This is a genomic window from Microbacterium sp. M4A5_1d (genome assembly GCF_053345465.1).
This window is the reverse complement of the sequence record NZ_JBKFAD010000001.1, coordinates 1,154,921-1,175,362: the sequence shown is the minus strand read 5'-3', so window position 1 is coordinate 1,175,362 and position 20,442 is coordinate 1,154,921. Positions and strand designations below refer to the sequence as shown.

Sequence of the window (20,442 nt, the reverse complement as noted above, 5' to 3'; positions counted from 1 at the left end):
GGCATCCGATCACCGAGCGCGAAGGCACCCGATGACCGTCATGACCCGCACCGCCTACGCCCACGCGTCGGAGGCCTCCGCAGACGAGGGCGGGTCGTGGCTGACCACGCTCGCCGACTGGACCGTCTCGCTCATGGACACGATCGGGCCGGCGGGGGCGGCGATCGCGGTCGGCATGGACAACCTGTTCCCGCCGATCCCCAGTGAGGTCGTCCTGCCGATGGCCGGGCTCGCGGCCTCACGCGGATCCTTCACGCTCGCCGAGGCGATCCTGTGGACCACGTTCGGGTCGGTCTTCGGCGCGTACATCCTGTACTTCCTCGGCCGCTGGCTGGGAGCGGACCGGCTGCGCCGCATCGCCGACCGGATGCCGCTGGTGACCGGCGACGACGTCGTGCGGTCGGTCCACTGGTTCGAGAAGCACGGCTCGATCGCGGTGTTCTTCGGACGGATGGTGCCGCTGTTCCGCAGCCTCATCTCGATCCCAGCCGGGGTCGCGCGGATGCACTGGTGGAAGTTCGGCCTGCTCACCACCGCGGGAAGCCTGATCTGGAACTCGATCTTCGTGATGGCCGGCTTCCTCCTCGGCGAGAACTGGCACATCGTCGAGCGCTACGCCGAGACCTTCCAGCTGATCGTGATCGTCGTCGTCGCGGTGCTCATCGTCTGGTTCGTCGTGAAGCGCGTGCGCGATCTGCGTCGCGATCGAGCCGCGGGCGCGGGGCCGGCACCGGAGCCGAGCGCCGAGGGATCCTGACCCACCGGCTGCCGGCCGATCGGGCGCTCAGGGTCCGCATAGGAGCCGCCGCCGTAGACTGGAGACCGTGCCCGCAGCCCGTCTCCATCTCGTGCGCCACGGTGAGGTTCACAACCCCCAGCGCGTGCTCTACGGACGGCTGCCGCACTTCGGACTGAGCGAGGACGGACGGCGCATGGCCCGTTCGGCCGCCGAGCACGTCGCGTCGCTCGACCGCCCGGTCACCGCCCTGATGTCGTCGCCGCTGCAGCGCACGCGCGAGTCGTCCGAGCCCTTCACCGAGCTCTTCGGCCTCGATCCTGTCATCGACGAACGAGTCATCGAGCCGCACAACGTCTTCGAGGGTCGGCGCATGCGCAACGCCCTCGTCAACCCCTGGAACTGGTGGCACCTGCGCACGCCGGCGACTCCGAGCTGGGGTGAGCCCTACCTCGAGATCGTCGCGCGCATGGATGCGGCCATGCGCGACCTGTGGCACTCGACCGATTCGGGCGATGCGGTGATCGTCTCGCACCAGCTGCCGATCTGGATCACCCACCTCGCGGTCGCCCGCGAGCCGCTGCGCCACGACCCGCGTCGGCGCCGATGCGCGCTCTCGAGCGTCACGAGCTTCGAGCTCTCCGACGGGGGAGAGCGCGCCGCGTGGCGCGAGGTCGCGTACGCCGAGCCCGCATCGACCGCGGGCGCCGTCGATGTAGGAGCAGTCTGATGAAGCGCCGCCTTGTGGCCGCCGTCCTCGCACTCGGACTCGCGGCGGGCCTCGCCGCCTGCTCGAGCCCCAACGACGACCTCGCCGGGCAGTACCGCGACGGCGACAACAAGGGGTTCATCTCGGGCGATGGCACGACCACCGAGATCCCCGAGGCCGAGCGCGGCGCTCCGATCGCGTTCAGCGGCACGGCCGTCGACGGCTCGACGATCTCGAGCGCGGACTACGCCGGCAAGCCGCTCGTCCTCAACTTCTGGTACGCGCAGTGCGGCCCGTGCCGCGCCGAAGCGCCGCTGCTCGAAGAGGTCTACACCGATACGCAGGAGGTCGGCGCGGAGTTCCTCGGCGTCAACATCTACGACGGTCCCGAGCAGGCGTCGGCCTTCGAGCGGAACTACGGCATCAGCTACCCCTCGCTCCTCATGCAGGGCGACAGCGAGCTGAAGCTCGCGCTCGCGGCATCCGCGTCTGTCCAGGCGGCGCCGACGACGCTCGTGCTCGACACCGAAGGGCGCGTCGCGGCCCGCATCGTCGGCCAGCTGCGGGATGCCGGCATCCTCCGCACCCTCGTCGAGGACGCCGCGAAGGCGGGCGCCGTCGCGGGATCGTCGTGAACCCGGGCGAGATCGTCTTCGGCGGAGCCCTGTGGCTCGCGGTGCCGATCGCCGTGCTCGCGGGACTGGTGTCGTTCCTGTCGCCGTGCGTGCTGCCGCTCGTCCCCGGCTACCTGGGCTTCCTTGGCAGCGCGGTCACGCCGCGCGAGCCCGCTGAGCGGGTCGCCAGCCGCGGTGAAGCTCGGAAAATGTCGGGAAGCTCGGAGGATGCCGCCGGATCGGTCCGCGTTTCGGCGGATTCCCCGACGTCCGCGCCGGGCCGCGGACGCCTCCTGCTCGGTGTCGGGCTGTTCATCGCGGGGTTCACCGTGGTCTTCCTCGCGATGGGCGTCTTCGCGGGCACGATCGGCCGCGCATTCTTCGAGTACCAGGAGGTCATCACGCGCGTCCTCGGCGCCGTCGTGATCGTCCTGGGGCTCGTGTTCGTCGGCATGTTCGGCTTCGCGCAGCGGATCTACCGGCCGCAGCTGCGGCAGAACCTCGGCCTCGCCGGAGCGCCGTTGCTCGGCATCGCGATGGGCATCGGCTGGGCGCCCTGCATCGGTCCGACCCTCGCCGCGATCCTCTCGATCGCCCTCAGCCAAGCCGACCCGACCCGCGCCGGGGTTCTCGCCGTGGCGTACTCGCTGGGCCTCGGCATCCCCTTCGTCCTGCTGGCGCTGGGCGCGAGCTGGGCCACCCGCTCGGTGGCCTTCGTGCGCCGCCACATCCGCGTCGTGAACATCGCCGGGGGAGCGCTGCTCGTCGTCCTCGGCCTGCTGATGGTCACCGGCGTCTGGACCACGATCATGTCCGTCTTCCAAGGAGTGGTGGCCGGTGTCCCGACCTTCCTCTGACCAGGCCGATCCCTCGGCGCCGCTGCGACCGGGCGACCACTCCGACGCCGCTCCCGCGGCCGAACCCGCCGACGGCGACCGCGAGATCACCCAGCCCCAGCTCGGCTTCGTCGGGTGGCTGCGGTGGGGCTGGCGGCAGCTGACGAGCATGCGCACGGCGCTGGTCCTGCTGCTCCTGCTCGCGATCGCGGCCATCCCGGGGTCGATCGTGCCGCAGCGCAGCGCCGACCCCAACGGTGTCACCCAGTGGCGCACCGACAACCCCGATCTGTACCCGATCCTCGATGCGCTGCAGATGTTCGACGTCTACACCTCGGTGTGGTTCTCGGCGATCTACATCCTGTTGTTCGTCTCGCTCGTCGGGTGCGTCATCCCGCGCACGAAGCACCACTGGCAGGCCATGAAGTCGCGCCCGCCCCGCACCCCCGTGCGCCTGTCACGGCTGGCCGATCACCGCACGGTCGGAGTCGCCCTGCGCGACGACGAGGATGCCGCGGCCGCGGCGTCGGCGGCCGTCGACGAGGCTCAGCGACAGCTGCGCAAGTCGGGTTACCGCGTCGAGCGGTACGACTCGGGCCAGGTCGCATCCGTCTCGGCCGAGCGGGGCTATCTGCGCGAGACGGGCAACCTCGTCTTCCACGGTGCGCTCGTGGGCGTGCTGATCTCGGTCGGCATCGGCGGCGGGCTGACGTACACGGGTCAGACCGTCATCGTCGAGGGTGACACGTTCGTCAACTCGCTCGGTCTCGGGTACACCTCGTTCAACCCGGGCCGCTTCGTCGACACCGACCAGATGCCGCCGTACTCGCTGACCCTCGACAAGTTCGACGTGACGTACGGCCCGTTCAGCGGGGGACCGGGTCACGGGATGGCCGGAGACTTCCTCGCCCACCTCACGGTGACCGAGCCCGGGCAGGAGCCGCGCGACGGGGAGGTGCGTGTCAACCACCCCTACGGGATCGAGGGTGACCGCGTCTATCTGATGGGCAACGGCTACGCCCCCACGATCACCGTCCGCGACGCCGCCGGCGAAGTCGTGTTCAGCGAGGACGTGCCGTTCCTGCCGCAGGACAACAACATGACCTCGATCGGCGTCGTCAAGATCGCCGACGGGATGCCGAAGCAGCTCGGATTCGCCGGCTTCTTCTACCCGACGGCAGCGACGCTCGAGACGGGGGCCATCGCCTCCGCCTACGGCGACCTCACCAACCCGCTCGTGACCTTCCGTGTCTACGAGGGCGACCTCGGCATCGACGACGGGACGCCCCGCTCGGTCTACACGCTCGACCCGACCGGCATGGAGCAGATCGCCGGCGGCGACGCGGAGGCCGCGTCGCTCGAGCTCGAACCCGGTCAGACCGTCGACCTCCCGGGCGGTCGTGGCACCGTGACCTTCGAGGACCAGCGCGCATCCGGCGCTCAGGAGGCGGTCAAGCGCTACGTCTCGCTGTCGATCCACCGTGACGTGGGGGCGCCGTTCGTGCTCGTCTTCGCGATCCTCGCCACCCTCGGCCTGCTCGCGGGGCTCTTCGTGCCGCGGCGGCGCCTGTGGGTCAAGGCGACCCCGGTAGACGGAGCGATCCGCCTGGAGTACGCCGGCCTCGCCCGCGGCGAGGACCCCGCGATCGCGCAGGCGGTCGCCGACATCTCCCGCAGTCACCTCGCCGCCCTCGGGCGCGATGAGGTCGAGCTGCCGCCCGAGGCCGAGCGTCCGCGCCGTCCCCGCCCCGCCCGCGCGCAAGCGCCCGACGTAAACTGAGGATCATGCCCGAAGACCTGTCGCTGGATGCCGTCTCGGTCCTGCTCGTCTGGACAGCGGTGGCTGTCTACGCGCTCGCCTTCATCGCCTACGCGATCGATCTGGCTCGTCGTTCCGACCTCGCGCTGAAGACGAAAGACTCCGTCCCCGCCGCGGCGGCGGCTCCCGCCCTCGTCGCTGCCGGCGGTGCGCAGACGATCGGCGAGATCCGCGCCGCGGAGGCGCAGGCCGAGCTCGCGCTCAACGCCCGTCCCGCCGACCGCCCGCGCCTGCTGTGGGCGCGCATGGGCACGACCCTGACCTGGATCGGGTTCCTCTTCCACCTCGGAGCGACCGTGCTGCGCGGGATCGCCGCCGAGCGGGTGCCGTGGTCGAACATGTACGAGTTCGCCCTCACCGGGCTGCTCCTCGTGGTGATGGTCTACCTCGTCGTGCTCTTCCGATACGACCTCCGGTTCCTCGGTACCTTCATCACCGGGCTCGCGGTCGTGCTGCTCGGCGGCTCGGTCCTCAACTTCTACGTCGCGGTGGTGCCGCTCGCCGACCCGCTGAAGTCGATCTGGCTCGTCATCCACGTCTTCGTTGCCTCGCTGGCGTCGGCGTTCTTCGCGCTCGCGTTCGCCCTGTCGATCGTGCAGCTCATGCAGGCGCGACGCGAGGCCCGCGCGATCGCTCGGGTCAGCGCCGAGGCTGGGGATGCGGCATCCGCGGGATCCGCTCCGGCATCCGCTCCGCAGCGCGACGGTGCGCGGTTCCTGCGTACGCTGCCGAGCGCCGACGCCCTCGAGTCGCTCGCCTACCGCTTCGCGATCATCGGCTTCATCTTCTGGACCTTCACCCTCATCGCCGGCTCGATCTGGGCCAACGACGCGTGGGGCCGGTACTGGGGCTTCGACACGAAGGAAGTGTGGACCTTCGTCATCTGGGTGCTCTACGCCGGCTACATCCACGCTCGCGCGACGCGCGGTTGGCGCGGAAACCGCAGCGCCTGGCTGTCGATCGTCGGCTTCTCAGCGGTGCTGTTCAACTTCATCATCGTCAACCAGTTCTTCAAGGGTCTGCACGCCTACAGCGGCCTGAGCTGACCCCTCGCCGGGGTGCTGGGAGTCGCCTTCGGTTGGCAGCATGCGCCCATTCCTTTCGCTCGAAGGGGCGTGAACTGCCAAGTGGGAGTCGCCTGTGGTGCGCGGCGTCGCTTCGGTTGGCAGTAGCTGCCCGTTCTCGTCGCTGGAGGGGGCGTGAACTGCCCACTCAACCTTGCCGGGGTGCGGGGCGTCGGCTCGGTTGGCAGCATGTGCCCATTCCCGTCGCGCGTGGGGGCGTGAACTGCCAGCTGGGAGTCGCCCGTGGTGCGCGGCGTCGCTTCGGTTGGCAGTAGCTGCCCGTTCTCGTCGCTGGAGGGGGCGTGAACTGCCAATTCAACCTCGCCGGGGCGCGGGGCGTCTGCTCGGTTGGCAGCAGGCGCCCATTCCTTTCGCTCGAGGGGGCGTGAACTGCCAACTCACTCGCTCCGCCCCGCCTCACGAGAAGGCGGGGCGGAGCGAGTCAGACGGCGGCGGGGCGCAGCACCGCGCGCACCGAGGTCGTGCGCGCCCGGGCCGTGACGATGACCGTGACCACGAGTGAGATCGCCGTCCACACGAGCAGCCCCGCAACCGCGGCTCCGGCACCTCCGGCCGAGGTGAGCACCGCGAGCAGGCCCTGGTAGGCGGATGCCGTCGGCAGCAGCCCCGCGATCTGCGACAGCACTCCGGGCACGGTCGAGACGACTCCCGTGGCCACCGCCAGCACGGCGACACCGGCCGCGACCCATCGGCCCGCTCCGCCGAGCAGCGCGACGAGGGCCTGGTTCACGGCGGCGAAGGCGACACCCGCCAGGGCGGAGAGTCCGGCGAACGCGGCCCACGTCCACGGGTCGTACGAGGCCGCGAGCTGCACGACCACCGCGACCAGGACACCCTGCACGAGCCCGACCACCGCGGCGGGGGCGAAGGCCCGCAGCGTCAGCAGGAACGACGGGCGACGTGAGGTCAGTGCGCCGCGGGGGACGGCCTGCAGTGCGACGAACGATCCGATCGCGCCGAGCCACAGGGCGAGGCCCGTGAGCAGCGGGATGGCCGAGGCACCGAACAGGTCGGACCCGAGGCCCTCTGCCTCGACGGGTGCGGCCACGACGCTCGCGAGGTCAGTCGCCTGCTGGTCAGTGTACGACGGCAGTGCCGCCGTTGCGGTGTCGAGGCCGTCGGCGAGGGTGCCCGTGCCGTCGGCGACGGTTCCGACGCCGGTGGCGAGGTCGGTTGCACCGCCCGCCAGCTCGCCGGCGCCGGAGGACAGCTGCGCGGCGCCGTCGGCGGCGGATCCGGCACCCGCGGCGAGGGCCGAGGCGCCGGAGGCCAGCTGGCCGCCTCCGGCTGCGAGAGCGTCGGCACCGTCGGCGAGCTCGGTCATGCCGTTCGCGAGCTGCGTCGCCGCACCGGCGGCCTGCTGCAGACCGGAGATCAGCTCGGGTGCGGAGGCCGCCAGTCCCGAGACCTGTCCGGCGATCTGACCGGACTGACCGATCGCACCGGTGACCTCGGGCAGGGCGCTCTGCGTGCGCGCGGAGACGGCGCGAAGGGCGTCGCAGACCTGCGCCGATCCACCGTCGGCCTCGCAGCTCGCCGCGACGGCCGCGAGCTCGTCGGCGGCCTGCGTCACGCCGGTCGCGATGCGGTCGGAGTTCTCGGCGAGGTATTGCGCTCCGGCAACGGCCTCGGCGGGGATCTCGGGAACGCTCAGCCCGCTCAGCGACTGCGACAGCTGGGTCGCGAACTCGTTGGTTCCGCCGGCGAGGGTGCGCGCGCCCTGCGCCCAGGTCGTCAGGCCCGTCTGGGTCGCCGCGGCCCCGTCGGAGAGCTGCGAGGCACCGGTCGCGAGCTGGCCGACCCCGTCCGAGAGGGTTCCCGCGCCGCTGGCCAACTGGCCCGCACCGTCGGCGAGCTGCGTGGCGCCGTCGGCTGCCTGCCGCCCGCCGTCGGCGAGCTGTCGGGCGCCCGAGGCGGCATCTCCGAGCTGATCTCCCAGCGTCGTGAAGCCGAGGAGCACGTTCTCGAGATAGACCGTCGAGAGCTGCGAGCCCATGAGCGAGGTGGCCGCCTGTGTGATCTGCGCCGTGATGGCGTCGTCGACGACGAGGCTGTCCGGGGCGGTGTCGACCCGGATGGTGGCCTTCTCGGGCGTGCCGCCCGGGGCGGTCGAGGTGGCCGCAGCCGAGAAGCCGCTCGGGATCGTGACGACGGCGTCGTAGGTGCCGTCGGCGAGCCCGGCCCGGGCGTCCTCGTCGTTCGAGATGACCCAGTCCAGGTTGCTCGGGACCTCGTCCGACCCGGCGACCAGACCGGCGGTCAGCTGCCGGCCGAGGGGCGCGAGCTGACCGTTGACCTCGACCGCCTGGTCGTCGTTGACGATCGCCGCCCGCATGTTGTCGAGGCGCTCGACGGGGTTGTAGAGCGCTGCGACCAAGACGCCGCCGATGAGGACGGGCAGCAGGATGACGCCCACGATCGTGAGCCAGGTGACGGGCTTGCGCGAGCGGGCGCGCTCGATGAACAGGGTCATGACGGGATCACCTCGGTGTTCGGGTGCGACGGTTCGGACGCGGATGTCGCGGATGCACCGCCGTGCAGGGGGAGGGTGTGGGGCGCCGGGCGATGGGCCTCAGCGAGGATGTCGAGCACGCCGAGCTCGCGCCGGACGATCGCCACGACGGTGAGGGCACCGGCCCCCGCGTGGCGTTCGTCGAGGTCGGATGCCGCATCGCGGAGCACCGCGGCGGCCTGATCGCGGTCAGCGCCGGCGAGGGCGTCGAGTCCGTCGACCACGACGATCGTCGCTCCGCCCGAGGTGGCGCGACGCAGCTCGGCCACCGGGTCGGTCGTGTCGTCGAGCAGCGCGAGGCCGACGTGCGAGCGGACCCACGGCGCCCGCTCGGGCAGCAGGTGCCCGCCGACGCGGAGCAGCCCCCCGTCGACGCGGAGCCGCCCGGAGACGGCGAGGGCGAAGGCGCGGCCGACGCGCGGATCGGGGTGGGAGACGACGAGCGACTCGCCCGGCTCGACCCGGAAGGTCGCGTCGGAGAAGACCGCCGCGTGGCCGTCGTCGTCGGCGTGGACGGCGACATCCTCTCCGACCAGGGCGGCGGAGGTGTTGCGCTCCGGCCACTCGCGCAGCGAGAGCTCGCGCTCGACGGCCTCGCCCTCGATGTCGAAGTGGGGGAGGACGCGGTCGAGCCAGCGCGGCATCCACCACGCCTTCTCACCGAGCAGCGCCATGACGGCCGGCACGAGCGTCATGCGGATGAGGAATGCGTCGACGGCGATGCCGACGGCGAGCCCCAGTGCGATCGGCTTGATCGACGAGTCGCCCTCGGGGACGAACGCGGCGAAGACGGCGAACATGATTACCGCCGCGGCCGTGACGACGCGCGCCGACGAGGTGAAACCGGAGCGGACGGCCCCGACGGCGGTGAGGCGATCCGCGCGGCCGCCCCGGTCGCGGCGGGCGTGGACGTAGTCCTCGCGCATCCGCGAGACGAGGAAGACCTCGTAGTCCATCGCGAGGCCGAACAGGACGCCCATGAGGATGATCGGCATGAAGCTGATCACGGGCCCCTCGCGGGTGACGTGCAGCAGGTCGGCGAACCAGCCCCACTCGAAGACGGCGGCGACGACGCCGAAGGCGGCGAGCACCGACAGCAGATATCCGAGCGCGGCCTTGATCGGCACCCAGATCGATCGGAACACGATCGTCAGCAGGATGAGCGAGAGCCCGACGACGAAGACACCGAAGGGCAGCAGGGCTTCGCCGAGCCGATCGGAGATGTCGATACCCACGGCGGTGAACCCGGTGACCTTGAGGTCGACACCGTACTCGTCGAGCAGGCGGTCGTGCTGTGCCCGCAACTCGCGCACGAGGTCGGCCGTCTCGGGGGAGTCGGGTGCGGTCTCGGGCACGATCTGCACGAGCCCGGTGTCGGCGGTCTCGTTGGGGGTGGCGAGCGCGACCTCCTTCACCCCGGGAATGGTGGCGATGTCATCGCCGATGTCCTGCATCAGGGTCAGCGGATCGTTCGAGGTGACGATCGTCCCGGTCATGATCAGCGGACCGTTCGCGCCGGGACCGAAGTGCTCGGCGGTGAGGTCGTACGCCTGCCGGGCCTCGCTCGAGGGCGGCTGCACCCCCGCGTTGGGGAGGGCAAGGGTCAGGCTCGCTGACGGGATCGCGACGACGCCGAGACCCGCGATGACCGCGATCGTGGTGACGAGCGGATGCCGCGTGACGCCGCGCACCCAGCGCTCCGAGAACGATCGACGGGGCGCGGCCGGTCGCTTCCGCGACCGCTTCGCTCGGCGGGGCCAACCGGCGACACGAGCTCCGGCGAAACCGAGGAGCGCGGGAGTGAGGGTGACGGCGACGACGACGGCAATCGCGACGGCAACGGCTGCAGCGATGCCCATCGTCGTGAGGAAGGGGATGCCGGCGAAGCTGAGCCCGATCAGTGCGATGAGCACCGTGATGCCCGCGAACGCGACGGACGATCCCGCGGTTCCGGTCGAACGGGCGGCGGACTCCTCCGGGTCCATGCCCGCACGCACCTGGTCCTGATGTCGGGCGGCGATGAAGAGCGAGTAGTCGATGCCGACGGCGAGGCCGAGCATGACCGACAGCAGCGGGGTCGTCGACGACACCGAGGCGAACTGCGTCGCCACGAAGATCATCGCCGTCGCGAGCGCGACCCCGATGAGAGCGCTGACGAGCGGGAACCACGAGACGGCGAATGAGCGGAACGTGACGATGAGGACGAACAGTGCCACCAGCACACCGATCACCTCGACGATCGACAGCGCCGGGATCGAGGTCGAGAACAGGTCACCGCCCAGCGCGATCTGCGTGCCGTCGGGCAGGTCCGCCCGCATCCGGTCGGCCACCGAGGTGAGCGCGTCCTTCGTCTCTGCGCTGACCGAGGTCGCCTCGCCGTCGAACTGCACGCGGACGATCGCGGCCCGGTCGTCCTCCGAGACCAGGCCGGAGACCGTCTGGTCGAACGGATCGGTCACGGCGAGGACGTCATCACCCAGGTCGCCGAACGCGGTCACGGTGTCGGCGATCTCGCCGGCGAACGGCTCGTCGCGCACGCTGTCTCCCTCGGGGGCGACGACGACGAGCTGCGCGCTCGTGCCGCTCGCCTGGGGGAACGTGCGGTTCAGCAACTCCAGCCCCTCCTGCGCCTCGGTCCCCGGGATCGAGAAGGAGTTGTCGGTGCCCTTGTTCAGCAGCGCCGCTCCGCCGCCGGCGATGACGAGGATCAGCAGCCACGAGACGAGGACCCGCCAGGGGTGACGGAACGACCAGCGTCCGAGGGTGAACAGGAGTGTGGACACGGGCGCTCCAGGTCTGATCGATCGTCATGGTTGTTCGATACAGCGCTGTATCCGATACACCAATGTATCCTAGGTTGATCACCCATCGATCAGGCTGGACGATCGGTGTGAAACACGAGGAGCACCATGGATGCCGAGGCCCGCCCGGCCACCCGCAGTCGCGAGAACACGCGCGCCCGGCTGCTGGACGCCGCCGCCGAGGTGTTCGCCGAGGTGGGGCTGGATGCCGCGTCGGTCGAGGCCGTCTGCGACCGCGCCGGATTCTCGCGCGGCGCCTTCTACTCGAACTTCGACTCCAAGGGCGAGCTCTTCCTCGCCCTGGTCGAGCGGTCCTCCAGCGAGAAGCTCGACCTGGTCGCCGACCGCGTGCGCGCCCTCGACCGCACCGCGGCGCCCGACCCGTCCTCGCTCGTCCCCCAGGTCGTTGGCGTCTCGCTCGCCGGCATGGAGCCCCGGCTGGTGTCCGAGCTGCGCACGCAGGCTCTGCGCGACGAAAGGATGGCCGAGGCGTACCTTCGCCTGCAGGACGGCATCGTCGAACGGGTCCGGGTGATCGTCGACGACATCCGGAAGGTCTACGAGCTGCGGTTCCGGCTGCCGGTCTCGGAGGTCGCGCAGCTCATGGTCGACCTCTCCGATGCAACGTGCGAGCGGGCGGCGGTCGAAGGGCTCGGCGAACCCGAGACGACGCGGCTGCTGCACGAGCGCATCGGGCAGCTCGCGACCGCGCTCCTCGACGCCTGAGGCCCGAGCGACCTGCGCTCAGCGCGCCTGTGCGAGCACCGCGTGGCAGCGCTCGAGCCGCTCGCGCCACCACCGCTGCCGCTCCGCGGACGGGGCGAGCGCGGCGACGGCATCCCGGTCGACCGTGACCCGTCCGGTCGCGAGCTCACCCGAGAGCGGACGCAGGGCGGGGGTCGCGACGTCGTCGACGAAGAGGGAGGCCGTTCCCAGGCCGCAGTCGAAGTCGAGGTCGGGCAGGGCCGCCGCCAGGGTGACCCCCATCGACAGGCCGACGCTCGTGTCGAGGGCGCTCGAGACCACCGCGGGTAGACCCGCCTCTGCCACCAGAGCGAGCGCACGCCGGACGCCGCCGAGCGGCTGCGCCTTGATGACGAGCAGATCGGCGGCACCGGCTCGCGCCACCGCGAGCGGGTCGTCGGCCTTGCGGACGCTCTCGTCGGCGGCGATGGGAATTCCCATGTAACGCACACGGCGGCGCAACTCGGCGAGCTCCTCGACGCTCGCGCACGGCTGCTCGACGTACTCCAGGTCGTACTCCGCCAGGGCGTGGAGCGCGTGCTCGGCCTCGTCGAGGTTCCACACGCCGTTCGCGTCGATCCGCACACGTCCCTCGGGGCTGAGCGCCTCGCGGACCGCCCGCACGCGGGCGACGTCGTCGGCGAGCACCTGGCCGCGCTCCGCGACCTTGACCTTGACCGTGCGGCATCCGTCGTACCGCGAGAGCACCTCGGCGACGCGCTCGGCCGCGACGGCCGGCACGGTGGCGTTCACGGCGACGCGCTCGCGGACCTGCGCGGGCATCGCGGTCCAGCCGAACTCGAGCGCGGCGGCCAGCCAGGTCGCGGCCTCACCGTCGTCGTACTCGGTGAACGGCGAGAACTCCGTCCAGCCCTCCGGCCCCTCGAGCAGCAGCGCCTCTCGCACGTCGACGCCGCGGAAACGCGTCGTCAGCGGCAGCGCCACGACGTGCGATCGGTCGAGCAGCTCGGCCAGGGAGGGGAGGGGCAGGGCGGGGTCCACGCGTTCATCCTCCCACCGCGGCATAGGCTGGCGGCATGGTCTCGGAACTGTTCGATCCCGCGGAATGGTCGCTCGCCCCCGGGGCGGACGCCTACACCGACATCACCGCTCACATCTCGACCGACGGGCGCATCGCGCGCATCGCGTTCGACCGTCCCGAGGTGCGCAACGCCTTCCGCCCGCACACGGTCGACGAGCTGTACCGCGCGCTCGACATCGCGCGCCAGGACCCGCGCATCGGCGTCGTGCTGCTCACCGGCAACGGTCCGAGCGCGAAGGACGGCGGCTGGGCGTTCTGCTCGGGCGGTGACCAGCGCATCCGTGGCCGCGACGGCTACAAGTACAGCGATGACGAGAGCGCGGTCGCCGATCCGGCCCGGGCCGGGCGCCTGCACATCCTCGAGGTGCAGCGCCTCATCCGGTTCATGCCGAAGGTCGTCATCGCCGTCATTCCGGGTTGGGCTGCGGGCGGCGGGCACTCCCTGCACATCGTGTGCGACCTCTCGATCGCCTCGGCCGAGCACGGCCGGTTCAAGCAGACCGACGCGGATGTCGGGTCGTTCGACGCCGGGTACGGCTCGGCGTACATGGCGCGGCAGGTCGGCCAGAAGATCGCCCGCGAGGTGTTCTTCCTCGCGGAGGAGTACTCCGCGCAGCGCGCCTACGAGATGGGCGCGGTCAATCGTGTCGTTCCGCACGCCGAGCTCGAGCGCGAGGCGATCGCGATGGCCCGCACGATCCTCGGCAAGTCGCCCACCGCGATCCGCATGCTGAAGTTCGCCTTCAATGCGATCGACGACGGAATGGTCGGCCAGCAGGTGTTCGCGGGCGAGGCGACGCGGCTCGCCTACGGCACCGACGAGGCCGTCGAGGGGCGTGACGCCTTCCTGCAGAAGCGCGACCCCGACTGGTCGCCCTACCCCTACCACTTCTGAGATGGCTCGCCTCTGACATGGCGGTCGACCTCGTCCCGGTCGCGTCGGAGCCCCGCGCGGTGCTCCGGGCCCTTCGGCAGACCCTCGACGGTGCCGGGCCGGCGCTCGCCCTCGGCGCGCCCGCCGGCACGAGCGCTCCGGCGCAGGCGCCGCCGGGAACCGTCGCCGTCGTCACGACGTCGGGGTCGACGGGGGTGCCCAAGAGCGTCGTGCTCAGCCGTTCGGCCCTCATCGCCAGCGCCGCGTCGACCGCGGCCCGCATCGGCGAAGGGCGCTGGCTCCTCGCCCTGTCGCCCGGGTACGTGGCGGGGCTGCAGGTGATGGTGCGCAGCCTCCTCGCGGGGCACCAGCCGGCCGTCCTCACGGGGTCGTTCTCGCCCGCCGCCTTCGCCGCGGTCACCGCGTCGACGCACTCGAGCGTCGGCGGGCAGCGTGCGGCGACGTTCACCTCGCTGGTACCCGCCCAGCTGGCCGATCTGCTCGATGCGGCCGAGACGAATGCCGCCGTCGCCGACGCCCTGCGGGCCTACGAGGCGATCCTGGTGGGCGGGCAGGCGCTCCCGGCGTCGCAGCGCGAGCGCGCCACGCGGTTGGGGGCGCGCATCGTGCGCACCTACGGCTCGACGGAGACCAGTGGCGGATGCGTCTACGACGGCGTCCCGCTCGACGGGGTAGGGGTGCGGATCGTGGCCGGCGAGGTGCAGCTCTCGGGCCCCATGCTCGCCGACGGCTACCTCGGCGAGCCCGACCGCACGGCGGCATCCTTCATCGTGGACGACGGTGTGCGCTGGTACCGCACCGGCGACGCGGGGGAGTTCGACGAGAACGTGCTGCGGGTGACCGGGCGCGTCGACAACGTCATCATCTCGGGTGGCGTCAACGTCTCGCTCGACCGCGTCGAGGCCGTCGTCCGGGAGCGACCCGGACTCGCGTCGGCCGTCGTCGTCGCGACGGCCGACGAGCGATGGGGGCAGGCGTCCGCCGTCGTCGTCGAGATCGCAGCGCTCGCCGAGATCGGTGCCGACGAGTCGGCTCTGCTGTCCGAGATCCGGGACACGGTCGGCGACCGGCTCGGCAAGCCGGCGCGCCCGGCACGGGTCGTCCCGGTCGAGCGCATGCCGGTGCTCGCGAGCGGAAAACCCGACCGTGCGGCGTTGCGTCGCATGCTCGCGATCTAGGATGATCCCTCGTGGCTCGCTCGTCTCGCTCCCCGAAGTCGTCTCGTCCCGCGCCGCGCGGCGGTAACCCCGCCAAGCGCGGCCTCGTCTCGGCTCCGCCGCCGCGGAAGGCGACGGCTCGCGACTGGATCGGCGCGGCGCGGCTGCGCACCCTGCCGCTCGCGATCACCCCGGTTCTCATCGGCACGGGGGCGGCGATGCTCGTCGACCGCGACCTGCACTGGGTCATCGCGCTGTGCTGCCTCGTGGTCGCGGTCGCACTGCAGATCGGCGTCAACTACGCCAACGACTACAGCGACGGCATCCGGGGCACGGACGATGTGCGCGTGGGTCCCGCGCGACTCACCGGCGGCAAGCTGGCGAAGCCCCGAACGGTGCTCATCGTCGCCCTCGGGTTCTTCGGTATCGCCGCCGTCGCCGGCATCGCGATCGTCGTGCGGACGGGGCACTGGTGGATGCTGCTGGTCGGGGCCGCCTGCGTCGTCGCGGCGTGGTTCTACACGGGTGGCAAGCGCCCGTACGGCTACGCGGGTCTCGGCGAGCTCTTCGTCTTCGTCTTCTTCGGCATTGTCGCAACCGTCGGCACGACCTTCGTCCAGGCCGGATTCGTTCCCCAGGAGAGCTGGTTCGGCGCGGTGGGCGCTGGGCTCCTCGCGTGCGCCGTGCTCCTGGCGAACAACCTGCGCGACATCGACCAGGACCGCATCGCCGGCAAGCGCACCCTGACGGTCCTGATCGGCCGGACGGCGACGCGCATCGTCTTCACCCTGTTCGTCCTGGCGCCGTTCGCGATCGCCGTGCTGCTCGCCCTGGTCTATCCGATCGCCTGGCTGAGCCTCTTCGCGCTGCTGCCGGCTCTGTCGGCCATCCTCATCGTCTGGACGTACCGCCAGCCGCGTGAACTGGTCGTCGCCCTCGCGCTGACCTCGTTGACGTCCGTCGCGTACGGCGCGTTCCTGTTCTGGGCCTTCGTCGGCTGAGGCCCGGAAGACCTGAGGTCAGGACGCGGCGTCTTCGGCCTCGGCGTCGGTCTGGGCGCCGGAGCGGCGGCGCGTGCGTCGTTCGGCGAGGCCCGAAGCGACATCGTCGAGCGGCCGGCGCAGGAAGATCATCGACAGGCTCAAGCCGATGAGGGCGGCGAAGATCGCTGAGAGCCAGTAGTACTCGCGCATGATGGGGAACAGCATCATGATGCCGAACGGGACCAGGAAGGCGAGGAGCCGCAGCACCGAGTAGACGACGGCCGAGCGGGCATTCATCCGGCCATTCTACGTCCGGGCCGAGGGGGTCGCCGGACGCCTAGGATGGGGGGATGGCGCGGCTCCTGCTCATCGGTGTGCTGCTGGCACTCGCCTTCTGGGTGTACAGCATCGTCGACTGCGCGCTGCAGGACGCGACCCGTCACCGCGGCGTCAGCAAGCCGGTCTGGATCCTCATCGTGGTCCTGCTGCCCGTGCTGGGCGGCATCCTCTGGTTCGTCGTCGGACGCGCCCGCCGCGCGAGCGCTCCCGTCCGCCGAGCCCCGGACGACGACCCCGACTTCCTCGGCAGCCTCGGGTCGGTGCGAGACCAGGACGAGCGCATCCGCCGTCTCGAGGAGGAGCTCGCGGCCCTCGACGCCGAGGCCGACGACCCTCGCGACGTTCCGCCCGCTTCCTCGTCGTCGAGCGACGACGACGCCGAAGGTCCGGCCAGCTCACGCGGCCCGCGCGCCTGAGATGAGCGGGGCCGAACACGCTCCGACGCCGGCGGATCGGGCGCCGGCGACCGACGCCGCCGCCGCACTGCTCGGTGCTCTCGTCGCCGGGGGAGTGCGCCACGTGGTCCTGAGCCCGGGATCGCGCTCCCAGGCGCTCGCGCTCGTGGCGGCGGAATTGGAGCGGCGGGGCCTCATCCGTCTGCACGTCCGCATCGACGAGCGGGTCGCCGGGTTCACCGCGCTCGGTATCGGACGTGACACCCGGATGCCGGCGGCTGTCGTATGCACGTCGGGAACGGCGGTCGCCAACCTGATGCCTGCCGTTCTCGAGGCGCACCACTCCGGCGTGCCGATGCTGCTGCTGACCGCCGACCGGCCGCCGGAGCTGCGCGGCATCGGGGCCAATCAGGCGACGCATCAGCCCGGGATGTTCTCGCGCTTCGTCCGGCTCGAGGTCGACGCCGTGACGCCGCAGGACATCGACGACGCCCCCACCGGGGCGCAGTCGGCGGAGATCGCCGTCCTGGCCGCCGACGCGCTCACCGCGGCGCTCGGCGACCGATCGCGGCCGGCCGGCCCCGTGCACCTGAACCTGCCGTATCGGAACCCGTTGTCGGGCGGCCTCCCGCCGTGGCTCATCGACGCGGACGCCGAGCCCGCGCCCGCCCCGGCCGCCCGCGGCGCCGAGCCGGGCGAAACAGTCGACGCCACAGTGTCGGGCGCGCACTATCAGGGCGGTGGGGGCATCGGCCAAGCCGAACCCCCGATGCCCCTCGAGCCGGTGGAGCTCACCCGCGGGCCGAACACGCTCGTCGTCGCGGGCGCGGATGCCGGTCCGGCGGCGGAGGATCTCGCTCACGCGGGAGGCTGGCCGCTCGTCGCCGAGATCGTCAGCGGTGCGCGGTTCGGGCGCAACCTCGTCCACGGTTACCGTGCGGTGCTCTCCCGCCCCGATCTCGCCGACGCCGTGGAACGGGTCGTCGTGTTCGGGCACCCGACGCTCAGCCGCGAGGTGGCCGCATTGCTTTCGCGACCGGAGGTCGAGGTCTGGGCCGTGCGCGGCCCAGGAGAGGACCTGAATCTCAACGGAACGACGACAGCGGTCGCCGCGGTGTCCGTTCAGCCCGGAGAGGCGGACCGGGCCTGGCTCGGCGCCTGGATGCGCGCATCGCGTGAGGAGGCCGTCGACCTGAGCCCCGCGGCGCCCGATGTCGACGGGCTCGCGTCGGCGGTGCCGCAGGAGCGACTCGGCGCGATCTCGGCGGAGATGGCCGTTCTCAAGGCTCCGCTCGACCGTGAGTCGCTCGTCGACGCCGTCTGGCGGGCGAGCTGGCCGCACGATCGTCTGCTGTTCGCCTCGTCGAGGCTCGTTCGCGTGGCCGACACGGTGCTCGGTGGCAAGAAGGTGCCCGTGCACGCCAATCGGGGGCTCGCGGGCATCGACGGCATCGTCGCCACCGGAATGGGTATCGCGGTCGCGAGCCAGGACGACGCACGGGCGGGCGTGACCCGCGTGCTCACCGGCGACCTGTCTCTGCTGCACGACGTCGGCGCGCTGCTGCTTCCCGGCACCGAGGACGAACCCCGGATCCAGGTCATCGTCGGCAACGACGGCGGGGGCACCATCTTCGACGGGCTCGAGGTCGCCGGCACCGCACCGCCGGAGGCCGCCGACCGGGTGCTCTTCACGCCGCATGAGGCGCGGCTCGAGCAGCTCGCGCTCGCCTACGGGTGGGAGTACCGCCGCGTGACGACGCGCTCCGCGCTCGACCAGGTGCTCACCTCGCCGGTCGGCGGACGTCAGCTCATCGAGGTCCCGCTCGCCCGCTGAGTCGCTCCGCCCGGTGTGCGGCCCGTGCGCCCGCTCAGGCCAGCGCGTCGATGATCGGCCGGAACTTCACGCGTGTCTCGAGCATCTCCGACTCGGGGTCGCTCGCGCCCACGATGCCCGCACCGGCGTAGGCGGTGAAGGGCATCGAGGCGCCGCCGTCGGCGCGGTCGCCGGGACGGAACTGCGCGCACCGCAGCGCGATGGCCCACTCGCCGTCGCCGTGCGCGTCGATCCATCCGACGGGTCCCGCGTACCGTCCCCGGCTGAAGGGCTCGAGGCGGCGGATCTCGTCGAGTGCGTTCGGGGTCGGTGTGCCGGCGACCGCCGCGGTAGGGTGCAGCACGGCGACGAGGTCGAGGGCGGAGGCATCCCCGGCGAGCTCGCCCTCGACGTCGGTCGCCAGGTGCCAGACGTTCGGCAGCTTGAGCATGAACGGCTGCTCGCCGGCGACGAGCGACGAGGTCGACGGGCGGAGTGCGTCGAGCACGCTGCGCACCGCATAGCCGTGCTCGTCGAGGTCCTTCGTGCTGGTGGCGAGGGACAGGGATGCCGCCGTGTCGGCGTCGGCGTCGGCCCCGCGTGCGATCGTCCCGGCGAGGACGCGCGCGGTGACGGTGCCGCCCGACACCGTCACGAGAGTCTCGGGGCTTGCACCGATCAGACCGTCGACCGCGAACGCCCACGTGTCCGGGTACGCCGACGACAGTGCGCGCACGAGGCGCCGGAGATCGGCATCCGCGGGAACGGTGCCGGCGAGATCACGCGCCAGGACGACCTTCTGCAGGTCGCCGTGGAGGATCGCGTCGACGCCCGCGCGCACGATCTCCTGGTAGCCGTCGGGTGTCAGCGCTCCGGGGCCGGTCGTCGCCGACCAGTGCGGGCCGAAGCCGGTCGCGGCGGGGAGGGCGGCATCCGGGTCGGAGCCGTCGGCGGTGATCGCGGTCACCCAGGCGCGTGACCCGCGGCGACCCACGACGAATCGAGGCACCGCGAAGTGCAGCGGCGGTGTCGTGGCGTCGGCGCGGTCGTCGGGGCGGGGATCGAACGGCAGAGCGCCGAACGCGAGGATTCCCGATCCGGGCAATCCGACCGGATCGTCGATCTCGGCGGCGGCGACCGTTCTGCGCCACCAGTCGGCGGCTTCGCGTGGACCGGGGTTCGCGTCGGCTGAGTCGAAGGCCGCGGCAGTGCCGCGCGCCACGAGGATGTCGCCGCGTCGCGACCACACCGTCGGGTGCTGCGGGTCGGCGAACACCAGCAGCTCGTCGGGGGCCTCGATCTCGCGAGTGACCACGCGCAGCCGGGCGGCGGGCGCAGAATCGTTCACTCGACCAGCCTAGACTCGGCGCGTGATGCTCCGCCCCGTGCCGGGAACCCCGATGACCTTCCGCTGGCGCAAGTGGAACGGCGGAACCCACTGGGTGCACGCCTGCACCTACCTCGGAAGCGACGAGCACGGCGACTGGTTCGGCCAGCGCCCCGGCGACCGCAGCAACCGGCCCGGACGCGACTTCGTCGCGACGCATCCGTGCGTGATGCTCCTGCCTCCGGTCGGCGAGTGGGTGCTGACGATGAACGCTCCGCCGCATCCCACCCGCGTGTACATCGACATCGCCTGGGACGCCCGGTGGGACGAGGGCGGCGAGCCCACGGCGATCGACATGGACCTGGATGTCGTCGACTCCGCCACCCGCGGCATCTGGATCGACGACCGCGACGAGTGGGACGAGCATCGCGTCGCCTACGGGTACCCGCGGGAGATCGTCGCCGAGCTCGAGGCCCTGGCCGTCGACCTCGAGGCGGCCGTCACCGCGCACCGAGCGCCCTTCGACGCCCCCACGGCCGCCCATTGGCTCGGCATCCTGGCATCCCTCCCCGCCCCCGCGGGCCCCTGACTCCCGTCCGCCCGCCGAGGTCCCACTCCGGCCGGGAAAGCCGCGC

At 71.7% G+C, this 20,442-nt stretch carries 18 protein-coding genes; 13 read left to right on the top strand and 5 right to left on the bottom strand.

The annotated features are described in order from the left end of the window. The first annotated feature begins 31 nt into the window (after positions 1-31). The 6 genes from ACLBWJ_RS05670 to ccsB all read left to right on the top strand — a co-directional run bounded on the left by ACLBWJ_RS05670 (position 32) and on the right by ccsB (position 5,760). Positions 32-757, top strand: coding sequence for a DedA family protein (locus tag ACLBWJ_RS05670; RefSeq protein WP_274178461.1), 726 nt, complete (start codon positions 32-34; stop codon positions 755-757). Between the two features lie 67 nt (positions 758-824). Then, positions 825-1,466, top strand: a complete 642-nt coding sequence (locus tag ACLBWJ_RS05665; RefSeq protein WP_282502141.1) for a histidine phosphatase family protein — start codon at positions 825-827, stop codon at positions 1,464-1,466. Then, positions 1,466-2,080 carry a TlpA family protein disulfide reductase gene (locus ACLBWJ_RS05660; RefSeq protein WP_282502142.1) on the top strand — a complete coding sequence of 205 codons (615 nt, stop codon included), beginning with the start codon at positions 1,466-1,468 and terminating at the stop codon, positions 2,078-2,080. Before ACLBWJ_RS05665 ends, ACLBWJ_RS05660 begins: the two co-directional genes overlap by 1 nt. Beyond that, positions 2,077-2,916, top strand: coding sequence for a cytochrome c biogenesis CcdA family protein (locus ACLBWJ_RS05655; RefSeq protein WP_282502143.1), 840 nt, complete (start codon positions 2,077-2,079; stop codon positions 2,914-2,916). The genes ACLBWJ_RS05660 and ACLBWJ_RS05655 overlap by 4 nt, the downstream gene beginning before the upstream one ends. After that, the gene (gene resB / locus ACLBWJ_RS05650; RefSeq protein ID WP_274178463.1) at positions 2,897-4,675 is read left to right on the top strand and encodes a cytochrome c biogenesis protein ResB; all 1,779 of its coding nucleotides are present in this window, start codon (positions 2,897-2,899) and stop codon (positions 4,673-4,675) included. The genes ACLBWJ_RS05655 and resB overlap by 20 nt, the downstream gene beginning before the upstream one ends. A gap of 5 nt (positions 4,676-4,680) precedes the next feature. Next, positions 4,681-5,760 carry a c-type cytochrome biogenesis protein CcsB gene (gene ccsB, locus ACLBWJ_RS05645; protein ID WP_447659866.1) on the top strand — a complete coding sequence of 360 codons (1,080 nt, stop codon included), beginning with the start codon at positions 4,681-4,683 and terminating at the stop codon, positions 5,758-5,760. A gap of 460 nt (positions 5,761-6,220) precedes the next feature. Here the strand turns inward: ccsB and ACLBWJ_RS05640 are convergent, their stop codons facing one another. Both ACLBWJ_RS05640 and ACLBWJ_RS05635 read right to left on the bottom strand, forming a co-directional pair. Then, positions 6,221-8,272 carry a YhgE/Pip family protein gene (locus tag ACLBWJ_RS05640; protein ID WP_447659865.1) on the bottom strand — a complete coding sequence of 684 codons (2,052 nt, stop codon included), beginning with the start codon at positions 8,270-8,272 and terminating at the stop codon, positions 6,221-6,223. After that, a complete protein-coding gene (locus ACLBWJ_RS05635) occupies positions 8,269-11,094 on the bottom strand; it encodes an MMPL family transporter (RefSeq protein WP_274178466.1) in 2,826 nt (941 codons plus the stop codon). The genes ACLBWJ_RS05640 and ACLBWJ_RS05635 overlap by 4 nt, the downstream gene beginning before the upstream one ends. 126 nt (positions 11,095-11,220) lie before the next feature. Here ACLBWJ_RS05635 and ACLBWJ_RS05630 point away from each other — a divergent pair, with 126 nt between their 5' ends. Then, positions 11,221-11,838: a TetR/AcrR family transcriptional regulator gene (locus ACLBWJ_RS05630; RefSeq protein ID WP_282502148.1), complete on the top strand. Its 618-nt coding sequence runs from the start codon at positions 11,221-11,223 to the stop codon at positions 11,836-11,838. Between the two features lie 18 nt (positions 11,839-11,856). On the opposite strand, the gene ACLBWJ_RS05625 is transcribed toward ACLBWJ_RS05630, so the two are convergent. Then, positions 11,857-12,846, bottom strand: coding sequence for an o-succinylbenzoate synthase (locus ACLBWJ_RS05625; protein WP_447660086.1), 990 nt, complete (start codon positions 12,844-12,846; stop codon positions 11,857-11,859). Positions 12,847-12,893: 47 nt separating this feature from the next. Here ACLBWJ_RS05625 and ACLBWJ_RS05620 point away from each other — a divergent pair, with 47 nt between their 5' ends. The 3 genes from ACLBWJ_RS05620 to ACLBWJ_RS05610 are packed head-to-tail and all read left to right on the top strand — an operon-like array spanning position 12,894 to position 15,951. Beyond that, a complete protein-coding gene (locus ACLBWJ_RS05620) occupies positions 12,894-13,793 on the top strand; it encodes a 1,4-dihydroxy-2-naphthoyl-CoA synthase (protein WP_274178468.1) in 900 nt (299 codons plus the stop codon). A gap of 17 nt (positions 13,794-13,810) precedes the next feature. Continuing rightward, the gene (locus tag ACLBWJ_RS05615) at positions 13,811-14,971 is read left to right on the top strand and encodes an AMP-binding protein (RefSeq protein WP_274178469.1); all 1,161 of its coding nucleotides are present in this window, start codon (positions 13,811-13,813) and stop codon (positions 14,969-14,971) included. 11 nt (positions 14,972-14,982) lie between these two features. Beyond that, on the top strand, positions 14,983-15,951 hold the full coding sequence (locus tag ACLBWJ_RS05610) for a 1,4-dihydroxy-2-naphthoate polyprenyltransferase (RefSeq protein WP_323987304.1): 969 nt from the start codon (positions 14,983-14,985) through the stop codon (positions 15,949-15,951). An 18-nt stretch (positions 15,952-15,969) separates the two neighbouring features. Here the strand turns inward: ACLBWJ_RS05610 and ACLBWJ_RS05605 are convergent, their stop codons facing one another. Further along, positions 15,970-16,230, bottom strand: a complete 261-nt coding sequence (locus ACLBWJ_RS05605) for a DUF4229 domain-containing protein (RefSeq protein WP_112616729.1) — start codon at positions 16,228-16,230, stop codon at positions 15,970-15,972. A gap of 53 nt (positions 16,231-16,283) precedes the next feature. Here ACLBWJ_RS05605 and ACLBWJ_RS05600 point away from each other — a divergent pair, with 53 nt between their 5' ends. After that, positions 16,284-16,688 (top strand): PLD nuclease N-terminal domain-containing protein, encoded by a 405-nt coding sequence (locus ACLBWJ_RS05600; RefSeq protein WP_447659864.1) that lies wholly within the window; start codon positions 16,284-16,286, stop codon positions 16,686-16,688. A gap of 1 nt (position 16,689) precedes the next feature. Next, positions 16,690-18,501, top strand: a complete 1,812-nt coding sequence (gene menD / locus ACLBWJ_RS05595) for a 2-succinyl-5-enolpyruvyl-6-hydroxy-3-cyclohexene-1-carboxylic-acid synthase (protein ID WP_447659863.1) — start codon at positions 16,690-16,692, stop codon at positions 18,499-18,501. Positions 18,502-18,535: 34 nt separating this feature from the next. On the opposite strand, the gene ACLBWJ_RS05590 is transcribed toward menD, so the two are convergent. Continuing rightward, positions 18,536-19,828, bottom strand: a complete 1,293-nt coding sequence (locus ACLBWJ_RS05590) for an isochorismate synthase (RefSeq protein WP_354451207.1) — start codon at positions 19,826-19,828, stop codon at positions 18,536-18,538. Positions 19,829-19,853: 25 nt separating this feature from the next. Here ACLBWJ_RS05590 and ACLBWJ_RS05585 point away from each other — a divergent pair, with 25 nt between their 5' ends. After that, positions 19,854-20,396, top strand: coding sequence for a DUF402 domain-containing protein (locus ACLBWJ_RS05585; protein WP_354452201.1), 543 nt, complete (start codon positions 19,854-19,856; stop codon positions 20,394-20,396). Positions 20,397-20,442: the final 46 nt, after the last annotated feature.

Coding starts and splice junctions, on each gene's coding strand:
- ccsB (WP_447659866.1), top strand. CDS start 4,681: ATGCCCGAAGACCTGTCGCTGGATGCCGTCTCGGTCCTGCTCGTCTGG.
- ACLBWJ_RS05630 (WP_282502148.1), top strand. CDS start 11,221: ATGGATGCCGAGGCCCGCCCGGCCACCCGCAGTCGCGAGAACACGCGC.
- ACLBWJ_RS05660 (WP_282502142.1), top strand. CDS start 1,466: ATGAAGCGCCGCCTTGTGGCCGCCGTCCTCGCACTCGGACTCGCGGCG.
- ACLBWJ_RS05615 (WP_274178469.1), top strand. CDS start 13,811: ATGGCGGTCGACCTCGTCCCGGTCGCGTCGGAGCCCCGCGCGGTGCTC.
- ACLBWJ_RS05670 (WP_274178461.1), top strand. CDS start 32: ATGACCGTCATGACCCGCACCGCCTACGCCCACGCGTCGGAGGCCTCC.
- ACLBWJ_RS05585 (WP_354452201.1), top strand. CDS start 19,854: ATGCTCCGCCCCGTGCCGGGAACCCCGATGACCTTCCGCTGGCGCAAG.
- menD (WP_447659863.1), top strand. CDS start 16,690: ATGAGCGGGGCCGAACACGCTCCGACGCCGGCGGATCGGGCGCCGGCG.
- ACLBWJ_RS05640 (WP_447659865.1), bottom strand. CDS start 8,272: ATGACCCTGTTCATCGAGCGCGCCCGCTCGCGCAAGCCCGTCACCTGG.
- ACLBWJ_RS05600 (WP_447659864.1), top strand. CDS start 16,284: ATGGCGCGGCTCCTGCTCATCGGTGTGCTGCTGGCACTCGCCTTCTGG.
- ACLBWJ_RS05605 (WP_112616729.1), bottom strand. CDS start 16,230: ATGAATGCCCGCTCGGCCGTCGTCTACTCGGTGCTGCGGCTCCTCGCC.
- ACLBWJ_RS05620 (WP_274178468.1), top strand. CDS start 12,894: ATGGTCTCGGAACTGTTCGATCCCGCGGAATGGTCGCTCGCCCCCGGG.